The organism is Streptomyces sp. NPDC093097, assembly GCF_044754325.1.
Lineage (GTDB): Bacteria > Actinomycetota > Actinomycetes > Streptomycetales > Streptomycetaceae > Streptomyces.
On the sequence record NZ_JBIVOW010000003.1, the window covers coordinates 244,526 to 268,807 of the forward strand.

Consider the following 24,282-nt stretch of genomic DNA (forward strand, 5'->3'; position numbering starts at 1 on the left):
AGCCGCAGTGCCATCGCATCCAGAGACCGGACCGCCCGCCCAGCGATCGGCCCGTCCGGGAGGGGCAGCCCGCCCAGGTGACAAGCCCGGCGTTCGGCCCACCCCGCGATCAGATCAGACCGCCCGCAGTCGGAAGCTGGGGAACCCCCGCCCCGGGCAGCGGCCCGACACCCCCGGCAAGCCACCGGGTCACCGGGCCGCCTGGCGGCCGCTCCCTCACGCAGGGACGATGTTCACCAGCTTCGGCGCTCGGACGATCACCTTCCGGATGCCCGCGCCGTCCAGCGCCGCGACCACCGCCGGCTCGGCCAGCGCGGCCGCCTCCAGGTCCGCGTCGGAGATCGACGGCGCGACCTCCAGGCGGGCCTTGACCTTGCCCTTGATCTGGACGACGCAGGTCACCGTCTCGTCCACGACATACGCCGGATCGGCCACCGGGAAGTCCGCGTGCACGACCGACTCGGTGTGGCCCAGCTTGCGCCACAGCTCCTCGGCGATATGCGGCGCCAGCGGGGCGACCAGCAGCACCAGCCGCTCCGCCACGGTGCGCGACACCGGGCCGCCCACCTTGGTCAGGTGGTTGTTCAGCTCGGTGATCTTGGCAATGGCGGTGTTGAAGCGCAGGTTCGCCATGTCCTGGGTGACGCCGTCGATCGCCTTGTGCAGGGCCCGCAGGGTCGCCTCGTCCGGCTCGGCGTCGACGACGGTGACCTCGCCGGTCGCCTCGTCCACCACATTGCGCCACAGCCGCTGCAGCAGGCGGTACTGGCCGACGACGGCGCGGGTGTCCCACGGGCGCGACACGTCCAGCGGGCCCATCGCCATCTCGTACAGGCGCAGGGTGTCCGCACCGTACTCGGCGCAGATCTCGTCCGGAGTGACCGCGTTCTTCAGGGACTTGCCCATCTTGCCCAGCAGCCGGGAGACCTTGCCGCCCTCGTAGTAGAAGACGCCGCCGTCGTGCTCCTCGACCTCGGCAGCCGGGACGGCGATGCCGCGGGTGTCCCGGTAGACGTACGCCTGGATCATGCCCTGGTTGTACAGCTTGTGGAACGGCTCGGCAGAGGAGACGTGCCCCAGGTCGTGCAGCACCTTGGACCAGAAGCGGGCGTACAGCAGGTGCAGCACGGCGTGCTCGGCGCCGCCCACGTACAGGTCGACACCGCCGTGCGGCTGACCGTCGCGCGGGCCCATCCAGTACTGCTCGACGGCCGGGTCGACCAGCGCCTCGCCGTTGCCGGGGTCCAGGTAGCGCAGCTCGTACCAGCAGGAACCGGCCCAGTTGGGCATGGTGTTGGTCTCGCGCCGGTAGCGCTGCACCCCGCGGCCGTCGCCCAGGTCCAGCTCGACGTTGACCCAGTCCTCGTTACGGGACAGCGGGGTCTCGGGCTGGGTGTCGGCGTCGTCCGGGTCGAAGGTGCGCGGTGCGTAGTCGTCGACCTCGGGCAGTTCCAGCGGCAGCATCGACTCGGGCAGCGGGTGCGCCACGCCGTCCTCGTCGTAGACGATCGGGAACGGCTCGCCCCAGTAGCGCTGGCGGCTGAACAGCCAGTCGCGCAGCCGGTAGTTGACGGTACCCTCGCCGATGCCGTTGGCGGCCAGCCACTCGGTGATCTCGGCCTTGGCCTCGGACACACCCAGGCCGTCCAGCGAGACGCCCTCGCCGGCGGAGTTGACCAGCTTCGCCTCGTAGGAGGAGAACGCCTCGTCCCAGGTGGTGGTGTCGGTGCCGCGGCCGTCCGTCGGCTCGACGACGCAGCGCATGGGCAGCTCGAAGGCGCGGGCGAAGGCGAAGTCGCGGCTGTCGTGGGCCGGGACGGCCATGATCGCGCCGGTGCCGTAGCCCATCAGGACGTAGTCGGCGATGAAGACCGGGACCTGCTCGCCGCTGACCGGGTTGGTGGCGTGGACGCCGGTGAAGACACCGGTCTTGTCCTTGGCCTCGGCCTGCCGCTCGACGTCCGACTTGGCTGCGGCCTGCTTGCGGTAGGCGGCGACGGCCTCGGCGGGGGTGGCGTGGCCGCCGGTCCACACGTCGTGGGTGCCCTCGGGCCAGGCGTCGGGGACGATCGAGGCGCTGCCGTTGCCGGCGATCAGCGGGTGCTCGGGGGCCAGGACCATGTAGGTCGAGCCGAACAGGGTGTCCTGGCGGGTGGTGAAGACCGTGATCTTGTCGGAGTCGCCGACCGGGAAGTCGACGCGGGCGCCCTCGGAGCGGCCGATCCAGTTGCGCTGCTGCAGCTTGATGGCGTCCGGCCAGTCCAGCGCGTCCAGGTCGCGCAGCAGCCGGTCGGCGTAGGCGGTGATGCGCATGTTCCACTGGCGCAGCTTGGCCTTGAAGACCGGGTAGTTGCCGCGCTCGGAGCGGCCCTCGGCGGTGACCTCCTCGTTGGCCAGCACGGTGCCCAGCCCGGGGCACCAGTTGACCGGGGAGTCCGAGGCGTAGGCCAGGCGGTACTCGCCCAGGACGTCGGCCCGCTCGGTGCCGGACAGCTCCGCCCAGGGGCGGCCGTCGGGGGCGGGCCGGGTGCCGGCCTCGAACTGGGCGACCAGGGTGTCGATCGGCCGCGCCCGGTCGGCCTCCGGGTCGTACCAGGAGTTGAAGATCTGCAGGAAGATCCACTGGGTCCACTTGTAGTACGCCGGATCGATCGTCTCGATCGAGCGGCGCGGGTCGTGGCCCAGGCCCAGGCGGCGCAGCTGGCGCCGCATGTTGACGATGTTGGCCTCGGTGGAGACCCGCGGGTGGGTGCCGGTCTGCACCGCGTACTGCTCGGCGGGCAGGCCGAAGGCGTCGAAGCCCAGGGTGTGCAGGACGTTGTGGCCCGTCATGCGGTGGTACCGGGCGTAGACGTCGGTGGCGATGAAGCCCAGGGGGTGGCCGACGTGCAGACCCGCGCCCGAGGGGTACGGGAACATGTCCATGACGAACTTCTTGGGGCGGGCCGCCGCCGCGGGGTCACCGGCCAGCTCGCCGCTGGGGTTCGGGGCCTCGTAGGTCCCCTTCGCCTCCCAGAAGTCCTGCCAGCGTGCCTCGATGTCGGCGGCCAGCGCGGCCGTGTAGCGGTGCGGCGCTGCCACCTCGGCAGCGGTAGTCGTCTCGCTCATCGTCCTCAAAGCTCCATCGATCGTCTCTGCCTGCGGCTGCTGCGGACACGGTTTGCGCGGAAACAAAAATGCCCCTCGCACAGGAGGGGACGCCGCGCCGATTCCGACCCGGGCGGCCACAGCGAAGGGCCCGGTCGGGACTGATCAGCGCGGCCCGCTAAGCAGAAGGCGTACGGCACACATGGCGCCAGGGTACCGCAGGGCGCACAGGGCCCGCGCCCGGGTTTCCCCTGGCGCGGGCCCTGCCCACGTGCCTGCCTACGCACCCGTGAGGTCACGGGCCCGCGGAGAGACGGGTGTCCACCCCTGCGTCAGGGGCGGTAGGAGTTCACGTAGTCGGCGGACGGGCTGCCGACGCCGGTGACGTCGTCGTAGCCGACGGTGGCGTGCAGCGAGCTGTCCTTGCCCAGGCTGCGCAGCGAGGTGATGGTGCCCTGGCTGGCGTCGATGCCGTTGGCGAAGTCGATCCGGACGACCGCCAGGTCGCGGCCGGCCCCCAGCGGGTGGTCGGTGACGTCGTGGTAGGCGCCGGTGCCGTAGCGCTGGTAGATGGCCGGGTTGGCGAAGCCGATGGCGACGCCGTGCCGGGCCTGCTGGGCCAGCGCCTGGACGCCGGCGATCACCGGCGCGGCCAGCGAGGTGCCGCCGATGCGGTACTCCTCGTAGCCGAGCTTGCCGTCGGGCAGGGTCTGGGTCTGGCCGACCAGGAAGCCGGTGTTGGGGTCGGCGACGGCCGCGATGTCCGGAACGGTGCGCTTGGCGCTGCCGCCGTTGGCCTTGGCCAGCGCGTCCGGCACGACGCCCCGCTGGTAGAAGGGCTGCGCGACGTTCTTGCTGGTGCCGCCGCCCGCGCCGCCGTTGAAGGCGCCGGGGAAGTCGGTCCAGTCGTTGCCGTCCTTGGAGAGCACCGCCTTCTGGGTGCCCCAACCGGTCTCCCACTGGTAGGTGTTGCCCTTGCCGACGGCGAGGGCGGTACCGCCGACCGCGGTCACCCACGCGGAGTTCGCGGGGGTGTCCACCTGCTTGGTGCCGGTGTTGGCGACCTCGTCACCGTTGTCGCCGGAGGAGAAGTAGAAGCCGATGCCCTCGACCGCGCCCTGCTGGAAGAGCTGGTCGTAGGCGGCGGCCACGTCCGGGGTCTCGTTGGCCTCGATGTCGCCCCAGGAGTTGGAGACGATGTCGGCCAGGCGCCCGTCGACGACCTTGCCGAGCGAGTCCAGCAGGTCGTCGTCCTGGCAGGAGGCCGCGCCGACGTAGACGACATTGGTGTCGGGGGCGACCGCGTGGAGGGCCTCGACGTCGAGGGTCTCCTCGCCGTACCAGCCGGCCGCGCCGCAGTCCTTGATGTGCGTGTAGTCCTTCGGCAGGACCTGCGACAGCTGCCCCTTGCGGTAACGGGGGTCGCCGTTGCGGGCGGCGTAGGTGTCCGCGTCCTTGGCGATGGTCGGCGAGGCGTAGGCGTCGGTGATCGCGACGGTGACGCCCTTGCCGGTCCACTTCTTCGCCCCGTAGGCGGCACGCAGCTGCTTGCCGGTGTAGCCCTTGATCGCGTACGGCGCCTTGCCCCCGTAGGCCGACGGCAGGCCGGTGTTCGTCCGGGAGCCGTAGTAGGTGGAGAACGGCCCGGAGTTGCGGAACACGGGGGACGGCGGCGGCAGTTCCGTGGAGTGGTGCCGGGCCAGCCGGGGCGCGTTGTCCAGACCGGTGACCGTCAGGACCGCGTCGGCCACGGAGGCGGGCGCGGAGGCGGTGGCCGACGGCGCGTGGTACGTGTGGCCGCTCTTGCGGTAGTTGTGCAGACCGGTGGCGAAGGCCCGCTCGGCGGCGGCCGCGTCGCCGGTGACCGTCACGAAGCGGTTGTTGGTGCCGGTGACCGTCAGACCGGACTTCTTCAGCCAGGCGGTCACCCTGGCTATCTGGTCCTGCGTGGCGCCGTAGCGGGCGCGCACCTGGGAGGGGCTCAGGTACTTCCCGTACGCGGCGGAGTGCGGGTCGGAGACGGCCTTGGCGTAGTCCGCGAGGCCCTTGGCGTCCCGGCCGGCCAGGTAGACCCGGGCGGTGACGTCGGTGGAGCCGGCGGTGGAGCCCTGGTCGGCCTGCGCGGTGGCCCACTGCGGCTTGGTGCCCTGCAGCGTGTGCCGGCCTCCGTCGTGGCCCGCGGCGTCGGCGGCCGGTGCGCCGAGCGCGAGCGCTCCGGCGACCAGCGGCAGCGCCGCTGCCCAGGCCAGACCGGCGCGGACACGCGGAGATCTGGTGCGGCTTGCTCTCATGTAACCCCCAGCTGTGGCGATGCGATGCGCTGCGTGGTGATCCCGCGCCGGTGCGCCGATGCGCGACACCTCATCAGCGGTGAATGCGTCGGATGTGACGCTCACGCGATTCGCCACTCTTTCGGTGAACCGTTCATGTCAGGGCCATGCGATCACCAAGAAGAGACCAAGGAATGGCAACATGTGGACGGAGTCCGTCACCGAGGGAACACCCAACTCGCCCTGGTGAACAGGTTGTTGACCAGATATCAGGACAACTCGGGAGGCTCACCGCATCGCGGACGATATCGCCTTCGAACGCACGACAGAGCGGGTCATCCGTGATGGATGACCCGCTCTGTCTTCTGTGGAGCTAAGGAGAATTGAACTCCTGACCTCCTGCATGCCATGCAGGCGCTCTACCAACTGAGCTATAGCCCCAGGTCTTACCCCGCTGCGGATTTCCTTCCGGCCCCCCGCTGCGGCATCGCCTACATTACACGGGTCCCCCGGCCTTCTGCCAAATCGCGGTCGCCGGGGCCCTCTGGCGGGACCCGAGGTACTGTCGGCGAGCCGTGCCCGATTCGTCCAGGGGAGTCGTACGCCGTGACCGCGCCGGATCCGGACCAGCCCGCCACCGTCCGTGGCCCGCACCCCGACGCGGGCGTGATCCGCCGCCGTCCCGTGGCCTCCGCGGCGCTCGCCTGCCTGGTCTCGTTCGCCGCCTTCTGGATCACGCAGCGGCTGGTGCACGTCTCGATGGTGGACCTCATGGTCTACCGCGCCGAAGGCCAGACCGCGCGCGACGGCAAGGACCTCTACGACATGGTGGCCACCTCCGCACGGCTGCCCAACACCTATCCGCCGTTCGCCTCGCTGCTGTTCGTCCCGCTCACCTTCTTCAGCGTCCCGCTGATGCGCACCCTGGCCACGGCCGGGAACCTGCTGCTGCTCGTCGCCGTCGTCCACCTCTCCCTCCGTCTGGTCGGCCGGCCCCGGCGACTCCCCCCGCTCGCCGCGACGCTGGCGCTCTCCGCGCTGCTGGTGTGGTGCGAGCCGGTCTGGACGACGCTGCGCTACGGCCAGATCAACCTGCTGCTCGCCGTGCTGGTGCTGTGGGACCTGACCCGCCGGGACTCCCACCGGTGGGCGGGCATCGGCATCGGCATCGCGGCCGGCATCAAGCTGACCCCGGCGCTGTTCGCCGTCTTCCTCGCCCTGGCCGGAGTGGTCAGCGCCGGCCGGACACTGCGCTCCGGCGCGGGGTGGCGCGCCGCCTGGAACCCCTGGCTGCGCCAGGCCGCCGTCGCCACCGGGACGTTCGGTGCCACCGCCCTCCTCTCCGCGGCCCTGCTGCCGCGCGACTCGCACCGCTTCTGGACCGAGATCGTCTTCGCCGCCGACCGGGTCGGTGAGGTGGAGATCACCGCGAACCAGTCGCTGCGCGGCGTCCTGGCCCGGCTGCTGCACACCCACGACCCCGGCGCCGCCTGGCTCGTCCTGGCCGCCCTGGCGGGCGCCGCCGGGCTGGCGCTGGCCGCCGCGGCACTGCTGCGCGGCGAACGCGCCTGGGCGGCCGTGACCTGCGCGGCCACCGCCCTGCTGATCAGCCCGATCTCCTGGTCGCACCACTGGGTGTGGTGCGTCCCGATGCTGATCCTGCTGGGCTCCGAGGCGCTGCGGCGCTCCGGCACCGCGGCCCGCCGCTGGTGGACGGTGACCGGCGCGATGGGGCTGCTGTTCTGCTCGTTCGCGCTGTGGTGGGTGCCACATCGCTGGCACCACCACGAGGAACTCCACCAGAACGCCGCCCAGATGCTGCTCTCCGCGGTCTATCCGCTGGCCGGGCTCACCCTGCTGGTGCTGGCCGCGGCCCGGCTCCGGCGACCGGCGGGTGCTCCCCCGATATCCGCTCCCGGAACGCCGTCCGCACCCACGTCCGCGATCGGGCCGGGCCCCGACCCCGTATCCGTGCCCGGCCCCGCGGGATCTTCCGGAACGTGATCGTCCGCGTACCCACCCGTGCGCTGTCGACCGCCGCCATGTCCGCCCCCCGTCCGCGTATCGCCACCCGCCCTGCCCGCCGCCGCGGCCCCACCGTCGTCCGTGCGTCAGCGGTGGTTCTCACGGCGGGTTTCGATGCGTGAACGCGCCGCCGTTCCGCGGGAGTTCCGGATCTCCGGAATCGATCGAAAGCGATCGAAGGCGTCAGACGCGGTGCGGGAAATGACAGTTTGACGGCGCTCGGGGCCACTGCCGCCCGGCCCGACGATGCCTCAACTCACGCTGTGGCGAAGGAGTAGAACCGTTTCAGCGTGCAGTGCTCGTCCAGCAGCCGACCGTAGATCGGCTCCCCGTCGAGCTCCCGGTAGGTCTCGATGGGGTCGCCTTTTATGACCAGGGCGCGTGCGCACTCCTCGCACCAGTACTGGTAGTCGGCGTTGACCGGTTCCATATCGCGGACGATCGGCGTACCGCTGCCGCACCAGTCGCACTTCCTGCTGTGGGCGCCCATCCATCAGCTCCAACTGCGGCCGCGGGCCGTACAGACGAAGGAAACACCGCTGTTGTCGCTCAGCACCTGCGCGACACGGGAGGAACGGCACGAGGGGCATGGGAGAGCCGCACCCGCTTCGGCGCACGCGGCGGCCGGGCCGGGCAAGTCGTCGACCTGCCCGAGGATGCTCGTGGGCATCGCGATCTCTCCTCCCCTGACTGCGCCGTCCGATTCTGCCACGGACCGCCCACCGGGTCAGGTCCGCCTGCGGAGCACCCCGACCGCCCCACCGAAGACCGCCGCACCGGTCGGCGCGAGGACGTTCCCCCACGACACTCCGAACCCGCCACCGGCTCCCTCCGCCCCCAGTCGATTGGGGAAGAGCATCCCGAAAAGCGAGGCCCCCAGCGCCAGTCGGACCTGGTTGACGGCCACCACGAGCCCGTTCGCGTCCGCCGCGTCTCCATGCGGACGGACGCCAACGCGGCGGCCAGGTCGGCGCGGTGGGCACACCCGCACCCGACGCCCGGCCCGACGCACCCGGGGCCGCCTCGTACGCCGCGAACGCCCTTAGCAGGGGCCCACCGCGGCGCCGGCCCCCCCAGGTGACGCAGAAGGCCATCAACTCCCCGGAGTCCGCGGCCAGTCCGCAGGCCGGCGAGAGCGGCGGTGACGACCGCGGGCCCGGCCTGCAAGGCCCGGTGGCAGCTGTGCCCGGTGTGGCAGCTGTGCCCGACGCCCCAGTGCCGCTCAACGGTCCGCGACCGCGACGAGGAGTTCCCAGCACCGGTGGCCCAACTCCGCGGCGCCTACGGGCAGCACGTCGGCGAGCCGACATGGGAAGCCCTGGTCTCCTGGCCGTCCGGGGCCGTGAGGAATGCGTACGGCTCTGGGCGACCGGCGGCGGCCCCCGCCCGGCCGCCGCGTGAAGGTGGTCCAGCGCGCCTCGGTCGGCGAGATACGGCCGCTGATACGGCCGCCTCCTCGCCCCTGACGGTCGACGGGGCGCCCGAGCCCCGGATCGTGGTCTGCACCTCGGCAGGCGAGGAGAGCCGACGGCTCACGGCGGCCCTGCGGCGGCCCATGGCCCGCCCAACGGCCGCCCCGGGCATCCACGGCCCGCCCCGAGGTCCACGCGGGCCTGGAGCGGACGTGGGAGCGCGGCGGCGGCGCCCTGAAGGAACCGCGTCCGGAGGCCGAGTGAGGTACGCCACGGCCCCGCGGCCGCCCGCCCGGCCGCCCGCCCGCCCGGCCGCCCGGCCGCCCGGCCGCCCGGCCGCCCGGCCGCCCGGCCGCCAGAGCTTGCCCGCCAAGGCGGCGCCGTACGGCGCGGACCGCCCCGCCACCTTCCCGACATGCAGAAGATCCCGCCTCCATCAGGAGACGGGATCTTCCGGGCTGTGGAGCTAAGGAGAATTGAACTCCTGACCTCCTGCATGCCATGCAGGCGCTCTACCAACTGAGCTATAGCCCCGGGTCTTGTTCCGTTCCCCCGGGGTTTCCCCCGGCGGCGCCGCGAACAAGAAGAACTTTAGCCTGCGACCTGCCCAGATGTGAAATCCGGGTCCGACCGCCCCCTCTCGGGGGCTCAGTCGTCGTCGCCGAGCACCGGTTCCGGCAGGGTGCCGGCGTTGTGCTCCAGCAGCCGCCAGCCGCGGGCGCCCTCGCCCAGGACGGACCAGCAGCAGTTCGACAGACCGCCCAGGCCCTCCCAGTGGTGGGACTCCAGGCCGAGCAGCCGCCCGATGGTGGTGCGGATGGTGCCGCCGTGGCTGACGACGACCAGGGTGCCCTCGTCAGGCAGCTTGTCGGCGTGCCGCAGGACGACCGGAGCGGCCCGGTCGGCCACCTCGGTCTCCAGTTCGCCGCCACCGCGGCGCACCGGCTCACCGCGCTTCCAGGCGGCGTACTCCGCGCCGTACCGGGCGAGGATCTCGTCGTGCGTCAGGCCCTGCCAGGCGCCCGCGTAGGTCTCCCGCAGCCCGGCGTCGTGGGTCACGTCCAGCCGCGTCAGGGCGGCCAGCTCGCTCGCCGTCGCCCTGGCCCGGCGCAGGTCGGACGCGATGATGGCGTCCGGCCGCAGCCCGGCCAGCAGCCGCGCCGCGCGCCGGGCCTGGGCGACGCCGGTCTCGGTCAGCTCGATGTCGGTCGAGCCCTGGAAGCGGCGCTCAAGGTTCCAAGCCGTCTGGCCGTGGCGCCACAGGACGACGCGGCGGCCCCGGCCGCCCTTGGTGCCGTTCAGCGCAGGTCTCCGTCCTCTGCACCCTCGGTGGCCTTGGCGTGCGACGCGGCCTTGCCGCGGGTGGCCTTGGCCTCCTCCGGGAGGTCGATCTCGGGGCAGTCCTTCCACAGGCGCTCCAGCGCGTAGAAGACCCGCTCCTCGCTGTGCTGGACGTGGACGACGATGTCGACGTAGTCGAGGAGGACCCAGCGGGCCTCGCGGTCGCCTTCGCGGCGGACCGGCTTGGCGCCGAGATCTTTGTTGAGGCGTTCCTCGATCTCGTCGACGATCGCCTTCACCTGGCGGTCGCTGGGCGCCGAGGCCAGCAGGAAGGCGTCGGTGATCGAGAGGACGTCGCTGACGTCGTACGCGATGATGTCGTGCGCGAGCTTGTCGGCGGCCGCCTGGGCGGCGGCGTTGATGAGCTCAAGGGAGCGGTCCGTGGCGGTCACAAGCGGCTTTCCGGGTCGAGGGGGCCGCTCCGGCCGGACGCAGGACGCGCGGCTGGGCCGTGGCGCATACCGGCAGTCCTGGGCGGCCGGATCGGCGGTCAGGTACTCCTTTAGGGTCTCACGGACCGCCGACACTCCCGGCGGGGATTTCCACCCCACCGGGAGGTGCCGGTGTCCTGCCTGGTCACCCGGGCGGTCCGGCGGACGGTCAGCCCTGGGAGTCCTGGCCCAGGACCACCGAGATGTCGGCGTTTTCGGGGACCTTGCCCTGCCGGACGGCGCCGGACGGCAGACCCAGCGTCTTGGCGACCTCGGCGGCCTTGGCCCGCTGCGGGGCGTCCGCGTACGTCACCTGGGAGGTGGCCGCGGCGCTGCCGGCGCCGGCGTCGATGAAGGTGTAGCCGCCGTTGAGGAGTGCGACCTGGGCCTTGCCGGTGGCGGCCTTGTTGCCGGTGGCGTTGCTGACCGCGACCCGCGGGGTCACGCCCGGCGAGGTCTTCTTGACCGTGCCGCCCAGGACCTCCTTGACGACGCCGGCCGCGGTGCTCTGGCCGATCGTCCCGTCGGCCTGCACCGACAGCAGCTCGGTCTTGTACTTGCCGGTCTTCGCCAGCTCCGCCCGCTGTGCCAGCGAACTGCCCAGCTCGCCTTCGGTGAGCGGCGGATCGAGGATCTGGAGCAGCGACTTCACGGTGGCGGTGGCGCCGTCCGCGTCGGAGGAGACCTTCTTCAAGGTGGCCTGCATGACCTGCCCGAACCGCTCCAACTGCTTGGTCTGGGTGTCCCCGGGTCCCTGGTAGGTGGCGTAGGCGACGGCCGCCTGCCCGTTGAGGAGCTGGCCGGTGCCCTGTTTGACGACCGGGTCGCCGCCCTGCTTGCCACTGGGGACGGCGGTGTCGGTGTCGACGGTGATCCCGCCGATCGTCTCGACGAGGTTCTCCAGATACGGGGTGTCCAGCCGCCAGCTGGCCTTGAGGTCGGCGCCCAGGAGGGTGCCCAGGGATTCCCGGGTCGCGTCGGTGCCGTCGTCCTTGACGGACTTGCCGAGCGTCGTGCTGGTGCCGTCGTCCTTGGTGACGATGAGGTTGTTGGGCAGCAGGAGGGTGGTGCCCTTGCCGGCGGTCTCGTTGTCCACCAGGAGGGCGGTGGAGCTGTTCCCGGTCTTGGTGTCCCGCAGGTTCACCACGAGGACGTCCCGCTTCTGCCCGGCCCCCGCCGCGTCGGTGCCGCCCGGGCCGGACAGCCCCGGCAGCATGCCCGCCCACCACAGATAGCCGACACCGCCGGCCAGCAGGAGGGCCAGGACGACCGACAGCACGATGCGCCGGCTGCGGCCGCGCCGCTTGGCCTCCTCGCGCCGCTCGGTGCGGCTCTCGGTGAACTTCAGCCAGTCGATGACGTCTTCGGAGTCCTCATCCGGTTCCTCGGCGAACGAGACCTCCTCGGCGTCGTCCTCCGCCCCGCGCTTGGGACCCTTGGGGCCCGCGGTGCCCTTGGAGCCGGTGGGTGCGGGCGGCTCCTCCGGGGCGGCCGCCGGCGCCGCGCCCGGCTGCTCGTACTGCGGCTGCTGCTCCCCGTAGGAGAACTGTTCGTACGGCGGCTGCTGGGCCTGCTGGGGAATCCAGTCCGCCTGGTGGGGCGGGCCCTGCTGGGGCTGGGCGTACGGGTCGAACTGCTGGGGGTAGCCGGTCTGCGGCTGGACCTGCTGCTGGCCGTAGTCGTCGTAGCCGTACTCCGGCTGTCCCGGGTAGTGCTGCGGGGCCGGCGGCGCCTGGCCGGTCTGCGCCCCGTAGGGGTCATAGGAAGCGTACGGCGGCGGGGCGCCGGCCCCCGTCTGCTGCCCGTAGGGGGCGGTGGCCGGTTGCCCGTAGGGGTCGTACGTCTGCTGCCCGTAGGGGGCGTGCGTCTCGTACTGCTGCGGCGCCTCCTGGTGCACCGGCCGGCCGTACGCGTCGTAGGTGTAGCCCTGCGCCCCGTGCTGCCCCTGCTGCTGGGCGTACGGGTCGCGGGCATATGGGTCGTGCGGCCCGTACGGATCGTGTCGGTCGCTCACGAGTGCCCCTTTCCATCTGCCCCGTCAGCGGTCGTCGCGGTACAGCTGCTTCTTGTCGATGTAGCGCACCACACCGTCCGGTACGAGGTACCAGACCGGATCCCCCTGGGCGACTCGCGCCCGGCAGTCGGTCGAGGAGATGGCCAGCGCCGGCACCTCGACCAGGGACACCGCCCCCTCGGGCAGCCCGGGGTCCGCGAGGACGTGGCCGGGCCGGGTCACCCCGATGAAATGGGCCAGTGACACCAGCTCCGCCGCGTCGTGCCAGGTCAGAATCTGGCTGAGCGCGTCGGCGCCGGTGATGAAGAAAAGGTCCGCGTCGCGGTGTTCCGCCCGTAGATCACGCAGCGTGTCTATGGTGTACGTCTTGCCGCCGCGGTCGATGTCGATGCGGCTGACGGAGAACTGCGGGTTGGACGCGGTCGCGATGACCGTCATCAGATAACGGTCCTCGGCGGGGGTCACCTTCTTGTGGCTCTTCTGCCACGGATGCCCCGTGGGCACAAAGATGACCTCGTCGAGGTGGAACTGGCTGGCCACCTCGCTGGCGGCGACCAGGTGTCCGTGATGGATCGGGTCGAACGTCCCGCCCATCACGCCGAGCCGCCGCTTCACGGGCCCTGTGTGCTCTCCCATGCGTGCAGACCCTACTTGGCGGGACGCGCTGCCGTAGGCCAGGTCCGCGGGCTCAGCGGTCGCGGTTGAAGCGCGTGGTGATCCAGAGCAGCAGAAGCAGGATGAAAAGGGCGCTGCCGCCCGTGACGAAGGGGCTCAGGCTCTCGTGCTGGCCGCCGTGCCCGGCTTCTTCGGCGAGGGTGACCAGGGACTGTGCGGTGGAGTGCAGGCTCATCGTTGGCTGGACCAATCCGGGCGGGTATCGGACAGAGGTTTCCGCCACATCGTAAGCGCCACGTCACCGCGGGCTCACGCCGACTCCGTCCGAAGGCGCCGCAGCGGCGCCCCGGCCCGCTCCCGAAACCGCGCCGATCCCGCCCCGCAGCAGGGTCCCGCCGGCGTCAGTCCTGGTTGCCGTAGCCGCGCAGCAGGAACCATGCGAGCAGTCCGGCTCCCACCACGCCGACGACGATCACGGTGCGCAGGATCCAGCCGGGGCCACCGCCCCGGGACCCCTCCTCGGCGGCGGCGATCAGCAGGCTCGGATGCGGCATGGCGGGGCTCCCTTTTGTGCGGGCCTGGTGGGCGGTGGTGCGTTCGCCAGCGTACGCCCGGGCATCCATTCCGCTGTCAGTGGCGTCCTCTAGTCTGAATCACACGCAGTCGAACAGGGGGAGGCCCCAATGACGGAGAGCCCAGACGGCGGCGCGACGGTACCGAGCAGGAACCGCAAGCGGTTCCCCGGTATCTCGTCCCGGTCCTACGAGCACCCGGCGGACCGCTCGGCGCTGGTCGCGCTGCGCAAGCTGAGCGGGTTCGACACCGTCTTCAAGACGCTCAGCGGCCTGCTGCCGGAGCGCAGCCTGCGGCTGCTCTTCCTGTCGGACTCGGTCCGCGTCAGCGACCAGCAGTTCGCCCACCTCAACGCGATGCTGCGCGACGCCTGTTACATCCTGGACCTGGAGAAGGTCCCGCCGATGTACGTCAACCAGGACCCGCAGCCCAACGCCATGTGCATCGGCCTGGACGAGCCGATCATCGTGGTGACGACCGGCCTGATCGAGTTGCTGGACGAGGAGGAGATGCGGGCCGTCATCGGCCACGAGGTGGGCCACGCCCTCTCCGGCCACGCGGTGTACCGCACGATCCTGCTGTTCCTGACCAACCTCGCCACCAAGGTCGCCTGGATCCCGCTCGGCAACGTCGCGGTCATGGCGATCGTGACGGCGCTGCGCGAGTGGTTCCGCAAGTCGGAGCTGTCGGCCGACCGCGCCGGCCTGCTGGTCGGGCAGGACCTCCAGGCGTCGATGCGCGGCCTGATGAAGCTGGCCGGCGGCAACCACTTGCACGAGATGAACGTCGACGCCTTCCTCAAGCAGGCCGAGGAGTACGAGTCCGGCGGCGACCTGCGGGACTCCGTGCTCAAGATCCTCAACTTGCTGCCGCGCAGCCACCCGTTCACCACCGTCCGCGCCGCCGAGCTGAAGAAGTGGAGCGAGAGCCGCGACTACCAGCGCATCATGGACGGCCACTACACGCGCCGCGACGAGGACAAGGACGCCTCGGTCTCGGACTCGTTCAAGGACTCCGCGGCGCACTACGCCGAGTCGGTGCGCACCAGCAAGGACCCGCTGATGGGCCTGGTGCGCGATCTCGCCGGCGGCGCCGGTGACCTGGGCGGCAAGCTGCGCGACACCGTCTTCGGCAACCGCGCGAACGGTGCCGGTGGTTCGGGCGGATCGGGCGGTTCGGGCGGTTCGGGCGGCGCTAGCGGATCGGATGACTCGGGGTCGGCTGGGAAGTAGCCGAGAGCTCGCCGCAGAGCGAGGCGTTGGCCCGGCCCCGGGCGTAGGGGTCGGTGCCGGCGGGCCGATCGGAGTCGGCGTGCTGTCCGGCGAGCAGCGGGCGCAGCGCGTCGGCCGGCTTCGAGGAGCAGGCCAGCGGCCCGGCCTGGAGGCTGCTCTGCGCGACGACCAGCCGGTGGTCGGTGAGGTCGTCCCGGCCGATCCGGAAGTGCAGCTCCCGGCGCACGGTGACGAGCGAGGCGGCGCCCGGCGTCGGCCGGCCGGAGTGCTGCCCGCCGGCCGCCGGGGCGCCGGGGGCCGGCCGCACGGCGTAGACGAAGGTGTAGTCGGCGGCGACGTCGAGGGTGTCGGCGCTCAACTCCGTTGCGTTGAGCGTGCCGTTGACGCGGACGTGGGGGTCGGCGAGCCGGACCCGCTTGGGGTCGAAGCGCACCAGCCAGCCGGTGGCGGCGTCCTGACCGTTGTCGTCGGGGTGCCCCAGGCTCCGGTCGAACTGGTCGAGTTGGCCGGTGTTCAGCAGCAGCCTGACGGGGCGTACGGCGCCGCCGGTGAGGGTGGCCGGATCGACCGACGAACGCACGAGGTAGTCCTTGGCGATGGTTAGCGCGGTCACGATCTGGCCGTCGGAGAAGTGCGCACTGCGCTGGACGACGGGGAGGTTGATGCCGGCCGCGCCGATGCGGTAGCCGGCCGCCGGGCTGTGCGCCACGAGGTCGTCGGGGGTCGCGCCCGGTACGGTGCCGGGCGGGGCCAGCGGCACCACCGAGGACCGCAACGGCTGCGCGCGGACCGCCTCGGGGGCCTTGTACGGATGGCGTATGCCCATGTAGACGGCCGTGCCGAAGGCCAGCACTATCAGCAGCACCAGCAGGACGGCCTGCCGGGACCCGCCGGGCCGCAGCCAGGTGTGGCGGGTCCGCACCGCCGGTGCGTGATGCTCGCCCAACCGCTCGTCGGCGGAGAACTCCTGAAGGCGCGCAGCCCGTACGAACCGCTCGTCGAAGACCACGGATCGGTACTCGTCGTCGCCTCCCGGGGCGCCGTCGGGCATCCCTTCGGGAGGGTCACCAGGCCCGGTCATACAACAAGGGTAGGTCTGACGGGGCCGAGGTAAACGCCGGGGAGCGGTACAACTTCGCGTCAGCGCGGGCCGGGGCCCGCCGAGAACGACGGACGCAGCGGTTCCGCTGAGGTCGCCGTCGGCACGCCGGGCCGGAGCGTGGCGAGGCTGTCCGGGCCGGACTTGGGAGGCGCGCCGGAGGCCGGGACGTCGACACCGCTGGAACTGGCCGGCGGTGCGGGATTCTGACCGCGCCCCGAGGCGCCGCGGTAGACGGCGCTGAAGGCGAGCGCCACCAGTCCTATGCCCATCAGCACGGCCAGCACCCAGGCGACGGGGCGGTGCCAGCGGGCGGTGCCGCGGTAGGGGCGCAGGGAGCCGCCGTACGGACCGTAGGGGTCCTCCGGGGCGTAGGCGTCGGGGCCGCCGGAGCGGTCGCCGGGCTCATGGTCGTAGTCGTCGGGGCCCAGGCCCGCTCCCGGGCGGGCGGCCGCGTCGGCCTCGGCACGCGCCTCGGCGGCGGCCAGCATCCGCTCGACGGCCGAGGGCTCGTGGAGCGTCGCGGCCCGTACGAATTCCTCGTCGAAGACCACGGAAGCGAACTCCTCGTCCGCTCGTCCGTGGCTCCCGTGGTGGTGCTCGTCGGGCTCTTCGCCATCCGGGAACGGCGTGCCCCCCGCGTCGTCCGGCACCCGTCCAGGGTAGCCCCGGCCAGACCTTTTGGGCAGGGAGAAGACGGGTCGAATACGGGCGGAACGGGGCCGTCCGCCCGGTCGCTCAGCGGGTGTGGCCGTCGCCGGTGACGATGTACTTGGTGGACGTCAGCTCGGGCAGGCCCATGGGGCCGCGGGCGTGCAGCTTCTGGGTGGAGATGCCGATCTCGGCGCCGAAGCCGAACTGGCCGCCGTCGGTGAACCGCGTCGAGGCGTTGACCGCGACCGTGGTGGAGTCCACCAACTGGGTGAAGCGGCGGGCGGCGGCCTGCGAGCCCGTGACGATGGCCTCGGTGTGGCCGGAGGTCCAGCGCCGGATGTGCGCGACCGCGGCGTCCAGATCGGGCACCACGGCGGCCGCGATGTCGTAGGAGAGGTACTCGGTCGCCCAGTCCTCGTCGGTGGCGGGGGCGACCAGGCCGGGGCCGGCCTGCTGCCAGGCGGCGTCGCCGTGCACCACTACGCCGGCCTGGGTCAGCGCCTCCAGGGCGCGCGGCAGGAACTTCTGCGCGACGCCGGCGTGCACCAGCACCGTCTCCGCGGCGTTGCAGACGCTGGGGCGCTGGGCCTTGGAGTTGACCAGGATGTCGATCGCCATGTCGAGGTCGGCGGCCTCGTCGACGTACACATGGCAGTTGCCGGTGCCGGTCTCGATGACCGGGACGGTGGACTCCTCGACGACCGTGCGGATCAGGGCGGCGCCGCCGCGCGGGATGAGCACGTCGACCAGGCCGCGGGCCCGCATCAGTTCGCGCACCGAATCCCGGCTCTCCCCCGGCACGAGCTGGACGGCGTCGGCCGGCAGTCCGGCACTCTGCACGGCGTCCCGCAGGACGTCCACCAGGGCGCTGTTGGAGGCGTAGGCGGAGGACGAGCCGCGCAGCAGCACGGCGTTGCCGGACTTCAGGCAGAGGGCTGCGGCGTCCACCGTCACGTTGGGCCGGGCCTCGTAGATGATGCCGACCACGCCGAGCGGGACCCGGACCTGGCGCAGGTCGAGGCCGTTGGGCAGGGTGGAGCCGCGGACCACCTCGCCGACCGGGTCGGGCAGCCCGACGACCTTGCGGACGTCGTCGGCGATGGCGGCGATCCGCTCGGGGGTGAGGGTGAGCCGGTCCACGATCCCCTCGGAGGTGCCGGCGGCGCGGGCCTTGTCGACGTCCCGGGCGTTGGCCGCCACCAGGGCGTCGGTCTGCGCCACCAGGGCGTCGGCGATGGCGAGCAGCGCCCCGTCGCGGGCCGTGCGCGGCAGCGGGGCCAGGACGGCGGCCGCCTCCTTGGCACGGCGGGCGGTGTCGAGGACGGGCGAGGACGGGGATGCGCTGGTCATGGCGGCAGCCTAACGCCGCGCCGGGCGGCGGCCACGACGGATTCCACAGAGCGGGACACCGGTCACACCGGCGCCGGGCCCTGTGCGCAACGTCGCGGCCCGCGCGGACGCCTCGGGACGGACTCCTGGTACGGATGCGCCCCCTAGTACGGATGCACCCCGACCGGCGAGGCCGGCGGCGGTCCGTACCCCTCCGCGACGCGCTGGTGGTAGGTCTCCCGGTCGATGACCTCCAGGCCGACGATCTCCCAGGGCGGCAGCTTGGCCGTCGAGCGGTGCTCGCCCCACAGCCGGAGCGCGACCGCGGCCGCGTCGTGCAGGTCCCGGGCCTCCTCCCAGTAGCGGATCTCGGCGTGGTCGTTGGCGTAGCGGCTGGTCAGCAGGAAGGGATGGTCGTGGGCGAGCTGTTCGAGCGCCCGGCGGACCTCCTTCAGCGGGGCCTCGGCGCCCGAGACGCTGAGGGTGACATGCCACAGCCGGGACGTCTCCCGGACCTCCTCCTCCCGCGCCCGCGGCGCCGGCCGGTCCCGCTCCGCCCGCCGGCCGTCCTCCGGCCGGGCCGCGCCGCCGGCGCTCCCGGCGGGCCCGACGCTGGTCAGTGTGCGCTCCGCCGTCCCTCGGGCCGGAGCCCCTGGGCGCCCTCGTGTCACCGGCGGCCTCCTGTGATGCGAATCGCTCCGCCCCTCGGGGTGCGGAGCCGACTGGTGCGGTCGTCCTTCGGCGTGACGCGCTCGCGCGCTGCGGGTGCCGCTCCCCTACGGCGCCCCTGCAACAAAGTTGACCAGCCCGCGGCCGCTCGCGGGGCGGTTTTACCGAAGGTCCCCGATGAAAGGCTGACGAACGGCCGGTCCTGTAGGGACCGCGCCGCGGACCCGTCGGCGGCGGGTCAGTGGCTGAGCAGCACCAGGTCGTCGCGGTGCACGACCTCCCGCTCATACGCCGGTCCGAGCTCGCGGGCCAGATCCCGGGTCGAGCGGCCAATCAATCGGGGGATTTCCCGGGCGTCGAAGTTGACCAGCCCCCGGGCGACGGCGTGGCCGCCGGCGTCCCGCAGCTCCACCGGGTCACCGGCGGAGAACTCGCCCTCGACGCCGGAGATGCCGGCCGGCAGCAGCGAGGAGTTCCGCTCGACGACGGCCCGCACGGCGCCGTCGTCCAGGACGAGGGCGCCGCGCGGCGTCGAGGCGTGCGCCAGCCACAGCAGCCGGTCGGCGGAGCGGCGGCCGGTGCGCAGGAAGTGGGTGCCGGTTGCGGCGCCGGCCAGCGCGGCGCCGGCGTGCACGGCGGAGGTGAGCACGACCGGGATGCCGGCCGCGGCCGCGATCCGGGCCGCCTCGACCTTGGTGACCATGCCGCCGGTCCCGACGCCGGACTTCCCGGCGCTCCCGATGGAGATGCCCTCCAGGTCCTTGGGTCCGGTGACCACGTCTATCCGGGACGTGCCAGGGGTGGACGGGTCGCCGTCGTAGAGCCCGTCCACGTCGGAGAGGAGGACCAGCAGGTCGGCGCGGACGAGGTGGGCGACGAGGGCGGCCAGCCGGTCGTTGTCGCCGAAGCGGATCTCGTCGGTAGCGACGGTGTCGTTCTCGTTGACGATCGGGACCGCCCCCATGGCCAGCAGCTGGTCGAGGGTGCGGCAGGCGTTGCGGTAGTGGGCCCTGCGGCTGGTGTCGTCGGAGGTCAGCAGGACCTGGCCGACCCGCCGGCCGTAGCGGGCGAAGGACGCGGTGTAGCGGGCGACCAGCAGGCCCTGGCCGACGCTGGCGGCGGCCTGCTGCCGGGCCAGGTCACGGGGGCGGCGGTCGAGGCCCAGGGGGGCGAGGCCGGCGGCGATGGCTCCGGAGGAGACCAGCACGATCTCCTTGTCCTGGTGCTTGGCCAGGGCGTTCACCAGGGCGTCGACGCGGTCCGCGTCCAGTCCGCCGGCGGCCGTGGTCAGCGAGGACGAGCCGACCTTCACCACGATCCTGCGGGCGTCCGTCACGCCCTCCCGCCCGCGACCGCCGGGCGCCGCCGGCGCGTCACCGCCCTCGGTGAAGGCCCCGCGGGCCGCCCCTTCGTCGCCCCTTGCCGCTGCCACCTGCATACCCCTGTACTCGCCGGTCCTTCTGTCGTACGGAAGCCGTACAGCCGCAATCTACGGCAGCGTCCCTTATGGACGCCTCGGCATATCGCCTGGCGGACGCCCCGGCGGACACCGGGACCCGACCGCTGAGAGACCGTCCGCAACCGATTTAAGACGGAGAATGACACCCTTAGGTTGCGTTCGATTGGTCCGTTTCGCGGTGAAGAGCGCCACAGCAGATTGTCACCAAGGCCAACAAGGTCATACGGTCAGGTGTCCAGTCGGGTGTCCATCAGTCCGGTTTCGCCGCTCCGGCGGCGTGGCAGGGCGGGACCCGGCCGCCGTCCCCGGCCTCCCCGTTTGACCTTTCTGATGCCAGGAGCCCTCCCCCGTGCCTTCCGCCGGAATCGCCCCCAGACGAGCCGTGCAGCTCGCGGCGCTCTTCGCGATGATGGTCGCGTTCACCGCCCAATTGCTTGGTGCGCTGCTGCCCATCATCCCGCTGTTCATCGTGGCGTCCGTGGTCAACCTGGCGCTTGACCTGGTCCTCCAGCACCTGCAGCCCGGCCTGCTCTCCCTGCTCGGGCGGATCCGCTTCGACGTGACGGTACGTCAGCTGCTCCGCGACATGCTGATACTGGTCGGCCTCCTGCACATCGACGGCATCAACCCGCTGGAGGAACAGGCCCCGCTCACCATCACCCTGCTCGCCTTCTACGGCACCCACTTCGTGTGCCAGGCGGTCGCGGTCCTGGTGCGCAGGTCCCGGAGCCTGCCGTTCGTCACCCGCAACATCGACGCGAGCGCGCTGGGGCTCGCCGACGCCCCGCCGCGGCTGCTCTACCGCCAGACCGGCCGGCGGCTGCTGCGCTTCTCGGTCCCCACCACGGCCGGCCTGATGGTCACCGCGATCACCGGCAACGTCCTGTGGGGCGGCCTCGGCCTGGGCATCGCGCTGCTGCTCTCCGCCGGCGGCACCCTCTACCTGAGCACCTGGCTGCTGCCCGCGAAGCGGGTCGTCGCCGAGCAGCACGCCCTGGCCTGGCTGGACGACTGGCTGGCCGCCTACCGGCCGACGGTCGGCATGTACTTCTCCGGCGGCACCACCTCCGCCTACCAGGCCAACATGTGGCTCGACACCCTGGCCGGCCTGGACGGCAAGCCGATCATCGTGCTCCGCGAGCGCTTCATGGTGCAGAAGATCGAGGCCACCGACATCCCGATCGTGTGCATCCCCAAGGTCGCCCACCTGATGCGCCTGGAGCACTCCACCCTCAAGGTGCTGCTGCACCCGGCGAACTCCGGCAAGACCTCGCAGGTCCTGCGGATCCCCTCCATCAAGCACGCCTTCATCAACCACGGCGAGAGCGACAAGCTCTCCTCCTGCAACCCGTACGCCAAGGCCTACGACGAGGTGTGGGTGGCCGGCCCGGCGGCCCGGGACCGCTACCAGCTCGCCGACATCGGCGTCGAGGACAAGGACGTCGTCGAGGTCGGCCGCCCCCAGCTGTCCCCGATCCGCCCCTCCGAGTGCGCCCCGCGGGGCCAGTACACGACCGTGCTCTACGCCCCCACCTGGGAGGGCTGGGACGGCAACCCCGGCAACACCTCGGTGATCCTGGCCGGCGAGAACATCGTCCGCACCCTGCTCGCCGACCCCGCAGTCCGGCTCCTCTACAAGCCGCACCCGATGACCGGCTCGGTGGACCCGCGGGCGGGCGCCGCCAACGCCCGCATCCAGGCGATGATCGCGGAGGCCAACACCCGGCGCGACGGTGCCCGGCCCGGCCCGGAGGCCGCCGCCGAACTGGCCCGCCGCTCCGCCGAGCTGGACCGGCTGACCACCACCGCCTTCCGCAACAGCGCCGACGAACTGGAGCGGATGCGGATCCAGGGCACCCCCGAAGAGGGCCGCGCGGCCGCCGTCGAGGCCGCCGTCACCGCCTGGGAAGAGGCGTACTGGAACTCCTTCCCGGAGTGGGAGCACCGCATCATCACCACCGCGCGCCCCGGCATCTTCGCCTGCTTCAACGAGGCGGACCTGCTGATCAGCGACGTCTCCAGCGTGGTCTCCGACTACCTGACCAGCGAGAAGCCGTACGCCGTCGCCAACACCTCCGGGCTGGGCGAGGACGACTTCCGGGCGCAGTTCCCGACCGTGCGGGCGGCCACCATCCTCACGCCCGAGGCCGCCGGTGTGCCCGCGTTCCTCGACGCGGTCCGCAACCCGGAGCAAGACGGCCTGGCCGCGGCCCGCACCGAGCTCAAGGAGTACCTGCTCGGCCCGTCCGACCCGCCCTCGGCGGTCCGCTTCAACCAGGCCGCGGTGGAGCTGTGCACCAGGGCCGACGAGCGCCGGCGGCGGATGGAGAGCCGGCTCTCCGGGATCCCCGTCCAGCGCTCGCAGCAGGACGTGACCGCCGCCGAGGCGGCGCAGCACGGCTCCGGCGGCGCCTCGGACGCGACCGCCGCCGTCTAGTGCCGCGGCGGGGCGAACGCTGCCTGTTGCGGCACTAGCCGCCGGCGGGCCGCTCACGGTCCACCACGACGCACACAGGCCCGGGAGGAACATTCCTCCCGGGCCTGCTGTGTTGTCGGACGGCGTCGGGGCGGCCCCTTGAGGCCGCCCCGACGTCACCGGTCCTAGAACGGCGAGAAGTCGTCGTACTCGCCCTGCGCCTCGTCGCGCGCCGCATCGCGGTCGCGGCGGCGCTGGGCGGCCGGGCGCGGGGCCTCGAAGCGGTGGTCCTCACCGCGCCGGCCCAGCATCTCCGCACCGGCGGACATCGACGGCTCCCAGTCGAAGACCACCGCGTCGTCCTCGGAACCGATCGCGACGCCGTCCATGGCGCGGGCGCCCGCCTTGAGCAGCGCGGCCTCCACGCCGAGGCGGTTGAGCCGGTCGGCCAGGTAGCCGACCGCCTCGTCGTTGTTGAAGTCGGTCTGGCGGACCCAGCGCTCGGGCTTCTCGCCGCGGACGCGGAAGAGGCCGTCGGCCTCCTTGGTGATCGTGAAGCCCGCGTCGTCGACCGCCTTGGGGCGGATCACGATCCGGGTGGCCTCCTGGACGGGCTTGGCGGCGCGGGCCTTGGCGACGATGTCCGCCAGGGCGTACGACAGCTCCTTCAGGCCCTGGCGGGCGACCGCGGAGACCTCGAAGACGCGGTAGCCGCGCTCCTCCAGGTCCGGGCGGATCATGTCGGCGAGGTCCTTGCCGTCGGGGATGTCGACCTTGTTGAGGACGACCACCCGCGGCCGGTCGCCGAGGCCGCCGTACTGGGCCAGCTCCGCCTCGATGACGTCGAGGTCGGAGACCGGGTCGCGGTCCGACTCCAGGGTGGCGGTGTCCAGGACGTGCACCAGCACCTCGCAGCGCTCGACGTGCCGCAGGAACTCCAGGCCCAGGCCCTTGCCCTGGCTGGCGCCGGGGATCAGACCGGGGACGTCGGCGATGGTGTAGACCGTCGAACCGGCGGTCACCACGCCGAGGTTGGGCACCAGCGTCGTGAACGGATAGTCCGCGATCTTCGGCTTGGCGGCCGAGAGGACCGAGATCAGCGAGGACTTGCCGGCGCTCGGGTAGCCGACCAGCGCGACGTCCGCGACGGTCTTCAGCTCCAGCACGATGTCGCGGCCCTCGCCGGGCTCGCCGAGCAGCGCGAAGCCGGGGGCCTTGCGGCGGGCGGAGGCCAGCGCGGCGTTGCCGAGCCCGCCGCGGCCGCCCTGGCCGGCGACGAACCGGGTGCCCTGGCCCACCATGTCGGCCAGCACCTCGCCGTTGCGGTCCATGACGACCGTGCCGTCGGGCACCGGCAGGATCAGGTCCTTGCCGTTCTTGCCCTCGCGGTTGTCGCCCGCGCCGGGCTGGCCGTTGGTGGCCTTGCGGTGCGGGTGGTGGTGGTAGTCGAGGAGCGTGGTGACGTCCTGGTCGACGACCAGGATCACATCACCGCCGCGGCCGCCGTTGCCCCCGTCGGGGCCGCCGAGCGGCTTGAACTTCTCCCGGTAGACGGAGGCGCAGCCGTGGCCTCCGTTACCCGCGGCGACGTGCAGCTCGACGCGGTCCACGAAGGTGGTCATGGTGGGATGCCTCCAGATCAGCGGGGTTGTCCGC

18 protein-coding genes and 2 tRNA genes are annotated in these 24,282 nt (G+C 72.2%); 3 read left to right on the top strand and 17 right to left on the bottom strand.

Annotated elements, in window-relative coordinates:
• Window positions 1-216: 216 nt before the first annotated feature.
• The 3 genes from ACIQE0_RS06515 to ACIQE0_RS06525 form a co-directional block, all read right to left on the bottom strand.
• Window positions 217-3,108, bottom strand: coding sequence for a leucine--tRNA ligase (locus ACIQE0_RS06515; RefSeq protein WP_402329502.1), 2,892 nt, complete (start codon window positions 3,106-3,108; stop codon window positions 217-219).
• 311 nt (window positions 3,109-3,419) lie between these two features.
• The gene (locus tag ACIQE0_RS06520; protein ID WP_402329503.1) at window positions 3,420-5,378 is read right to left on the bottom strand and encodes a protease pro-enzyme activation domain-containing protein; all 1,959 of its coding nucleotides are present in this window, start codon (window positions 5,376-5,378) and stop codon (window positions 3,420-3,422) included.
• Between the two features lie 347 nt (window positions 5,379-5,725).
• Window positions 5,726-5,798: transfer RNA gene (locus ACIQE0_RS06525), tRNA-Ala, on the bottom strand.
• 165 nt (window positions 5,799-5,963) lie between these two features.
• Here ACIQE0_RS06525 and ACIQE0_RS06530 point away from each other — a divergent pair.
• Complete coding sequence (locus ACIQE0_RS06530) at window positions 5,964-7,361, top strand: glycosyltransferase 87 family protein (RefSeq protein ID WP_366334669.1); 1,398 nt, start codon at window positions 5,964-5,966, stop codon at window positions 7,359-7,361.
• 277 nt (window positions 7,362-7,638) lie between these two features.
• Here ACIQE0_RS06530 and ACIQE0_RS06535 read toward each other — a convergent pair whose 3' ends face one another.
• From ACIQE0_RS06535 to ACIQE0_RS06570, 8 genes are all read right to left on the bottom strand, one after another.
• On the bottom strand, window positions 7,639-7,872 hold the full coding sequence (locus tag ACIQE0_RS06535) for a hypothetical protein (RefSeq protein ID WP_004571982.1): 234 nt from the start codon (window positions 7,870-7,872) through the stop codon (window positions 7,639-7,641).
• Between the two features lie 1,383 nt (window positions 7,873-9,255).
• Window positions 9,256-9,328 (bottom strand) — tRNA-Ala (locus tag ACIQE0_RS06540).
• A gap of 114 nt (window positions 9,329-9,442) precedes the next feature.
• Window positions 9,443-10,096: a histidine phosphatase family protein gene (locus ACIQE0_RS06545; RefSeq protein WP_366334726.1), complete on the bottom strand. Its 654-nt coding sequence runs from the start codon at window positions 10,094-10,096 to the stop codon at window positions 9,443-9,445.
• Entirely contained in the window at window positions 10,093-10,527 is a 435-nt protein-coding gene (gene rsfS, locus ACIQE0_RS06550) for a ribosome silencing factor (protein ID WP_402329505.1), read from the bottom strand. The genes ACIQE0_RS06545 and rsfS overlap by 4 nt, the downstream gene beginning before the upstream one ends.
• Window positions 10,528-10,735: 208 nt before the next feature.
• Window positions 10,736-12,580 (bottom strand): LytR C-terminal domain-containing protein, encoded by a 1,845-nt coding sequence (locus ACIQE0_RS06555; protein ID WP_402329510.1) that lies wholly within the window; start codon window positions 12,578-12,580, stop codon window positions 10,736-10,738.
• A 24-nt stretch (window positions 12,581-12,604) separates the two neighbouring features.
• On the bottom strand, window positions 12,605-13,216 hold the full coding sequence (gene nadD, locus ACIQE0_RS06560; protein ID WP_384101431.1) for a nicotinate-nucleotide adenylyltransferase: 612 nt from the start codon (window positions 13,214-13,216) through the stop codon (window positions 12,605-12,607).
• Between the two features lie 52 nt (window positions 13,217-13,268).
• A complete protein-coding gene (locus tag ACIQE0_RS06565) occupies window positions 13,269-13,430 on the bottom strand; it encodes a hypothetical protein (protein WP_366334658.1) in 162 nt (53 codons plus the stop codon).
• A gap of 166 nt (window positions 13,431-13,596) precedes the next feature.
• Window positions 13,597-13,749 (bottom strand): hypothetical protein, encoded by a 153-nt coding sequence (locus ACIQE0_RS06570; protein ID WP_366334656.1) that lies wholly within the window; start codon window positions 13,747-13,749, stop codon window positions 13,597-13,599.
• Between the two features lie 129 nt (window positions 13,750-13,878).
• Here ACIQE0_RS06570 and ACIQE0_RS06575 point away from each other — a divergent pair, with 129 nt between their 5' ends.
• Window positions 13,879-15,000 (top strand): M48 family metallopeptidase, encoded by a 1,122-nt coding sequence (locus ACIQE0_RS06575; protein ID WP_402329513.1) that lies wholly within the window; start codon window positions 13,879-13,881, stop codon window positions 14,998-15,000.
• Here the strand turns inward: ACIQE0_RS06575 and ACIQE0_RS06580 are convergent.
• The 5 genes from ACIQE0_RS06580 to proB form a co-directional block, all read right to left on the bottom strand.
• Window positions 14,963-16,081 (bottom strand): hypothetical protein, encoded by a 1,119-nt coding sequence (locus ACIQE0_RS06580; RefSeq protein WP_402329515.1) that lies wholly within the window; start codon window positions 16,079-16,081, stop codon window positions 14,963-14,965. The two genes, ACIQE0_RS06575 and ACIQE0_RS06580, sit on opposite strands and share 38 nt — an antisense overlap.
• A 59-nt stretch (window positions 16,082-16,140) precedes the next feature.
• Window positions 16,141-16,752, bottom strand: a complete 612-nt coding sequence (locus ACIQE0_RS06585; protein ID WP_402329517.1) for a hypothetical protein — start codon at window positions 16,750-16,752, stop codon at window positions 16,141-16,143.
• Between the two features lie 85 nt (window positions 16,753-16,837).
• Window positions 16,838-18,103 carry a glutamate-5-semialdehyde dehydrogenase gene (locus ACIQE0_RS06590; protein ID WP_366334648.1) on the bottom strand — a complete coding sequence of 422 codons (1,266 nt, stop codon included), beginning with the start codon at window positions 18,101-18,103 and terminating at the stop codon, window positions 16,838-16,840.
• 143 nt (window positions 18,104-18,246) lie between these two features.
• Window positions 18,247-18,753 carry a hypothetical protein gene (locus tag ACIQE0_RS06595; protein ID WP_402329519.1) on the bottom strand — a complete coding sequence of 169 codons (507 nt, stop codon included), beginning with the start codon at window positions 18,751-18,753 and terminating at the stop codon, window positions 18,247-18,249.
• Window positions 18,754-18,989: 236 nt separating this feature from the next.
• Window positions 18,990-20,087: a glutamate 5-kinase gene (gene proB / locus ACIQE0_RS06600; protein WP_366334724.1), complete on the bottom strand. Its 1,098-nt coding sequence runs from the start codon at window positions 20,085-20,087 to the stop codon at window positions 18,990-18,992.
• Window positions 20,088-20,559: 472 nt separating this feature from the next.
• Between proB and ACIQE0_RS06605 the strand changes: the two genes are divergently transcribed.
• Window positions 20,560-22,647, top strand: coding sequence for a hypothetical protein (locus ACIQE0_RS06605; RefSeq protein ID WP_402329521.1), 2,088 nt, complete (start codon window positions 20,560-20,562; stop codon window positions 22,645-22,647).
• Between the two features lie 164 nt (window positions 22,648-22,811).
• On the opposite strand, the gene obgE is transcribed toward ACIQE0_RS06605, so the two are convergent.
• Window positions 22,812-24,248: a GTPase ObgE gene (obgE, locus tag ACIQE0_RS06610; protein WP_366334642.1), complete on the bottom strand. Its 1,437-nt coding sequence runs from the start codon at window positions 24,246-24,248 to the stop codon at window positions 22,812-22,814.
• Window positions 24,249-24,282: the final 34 nt, after the last annotated feature.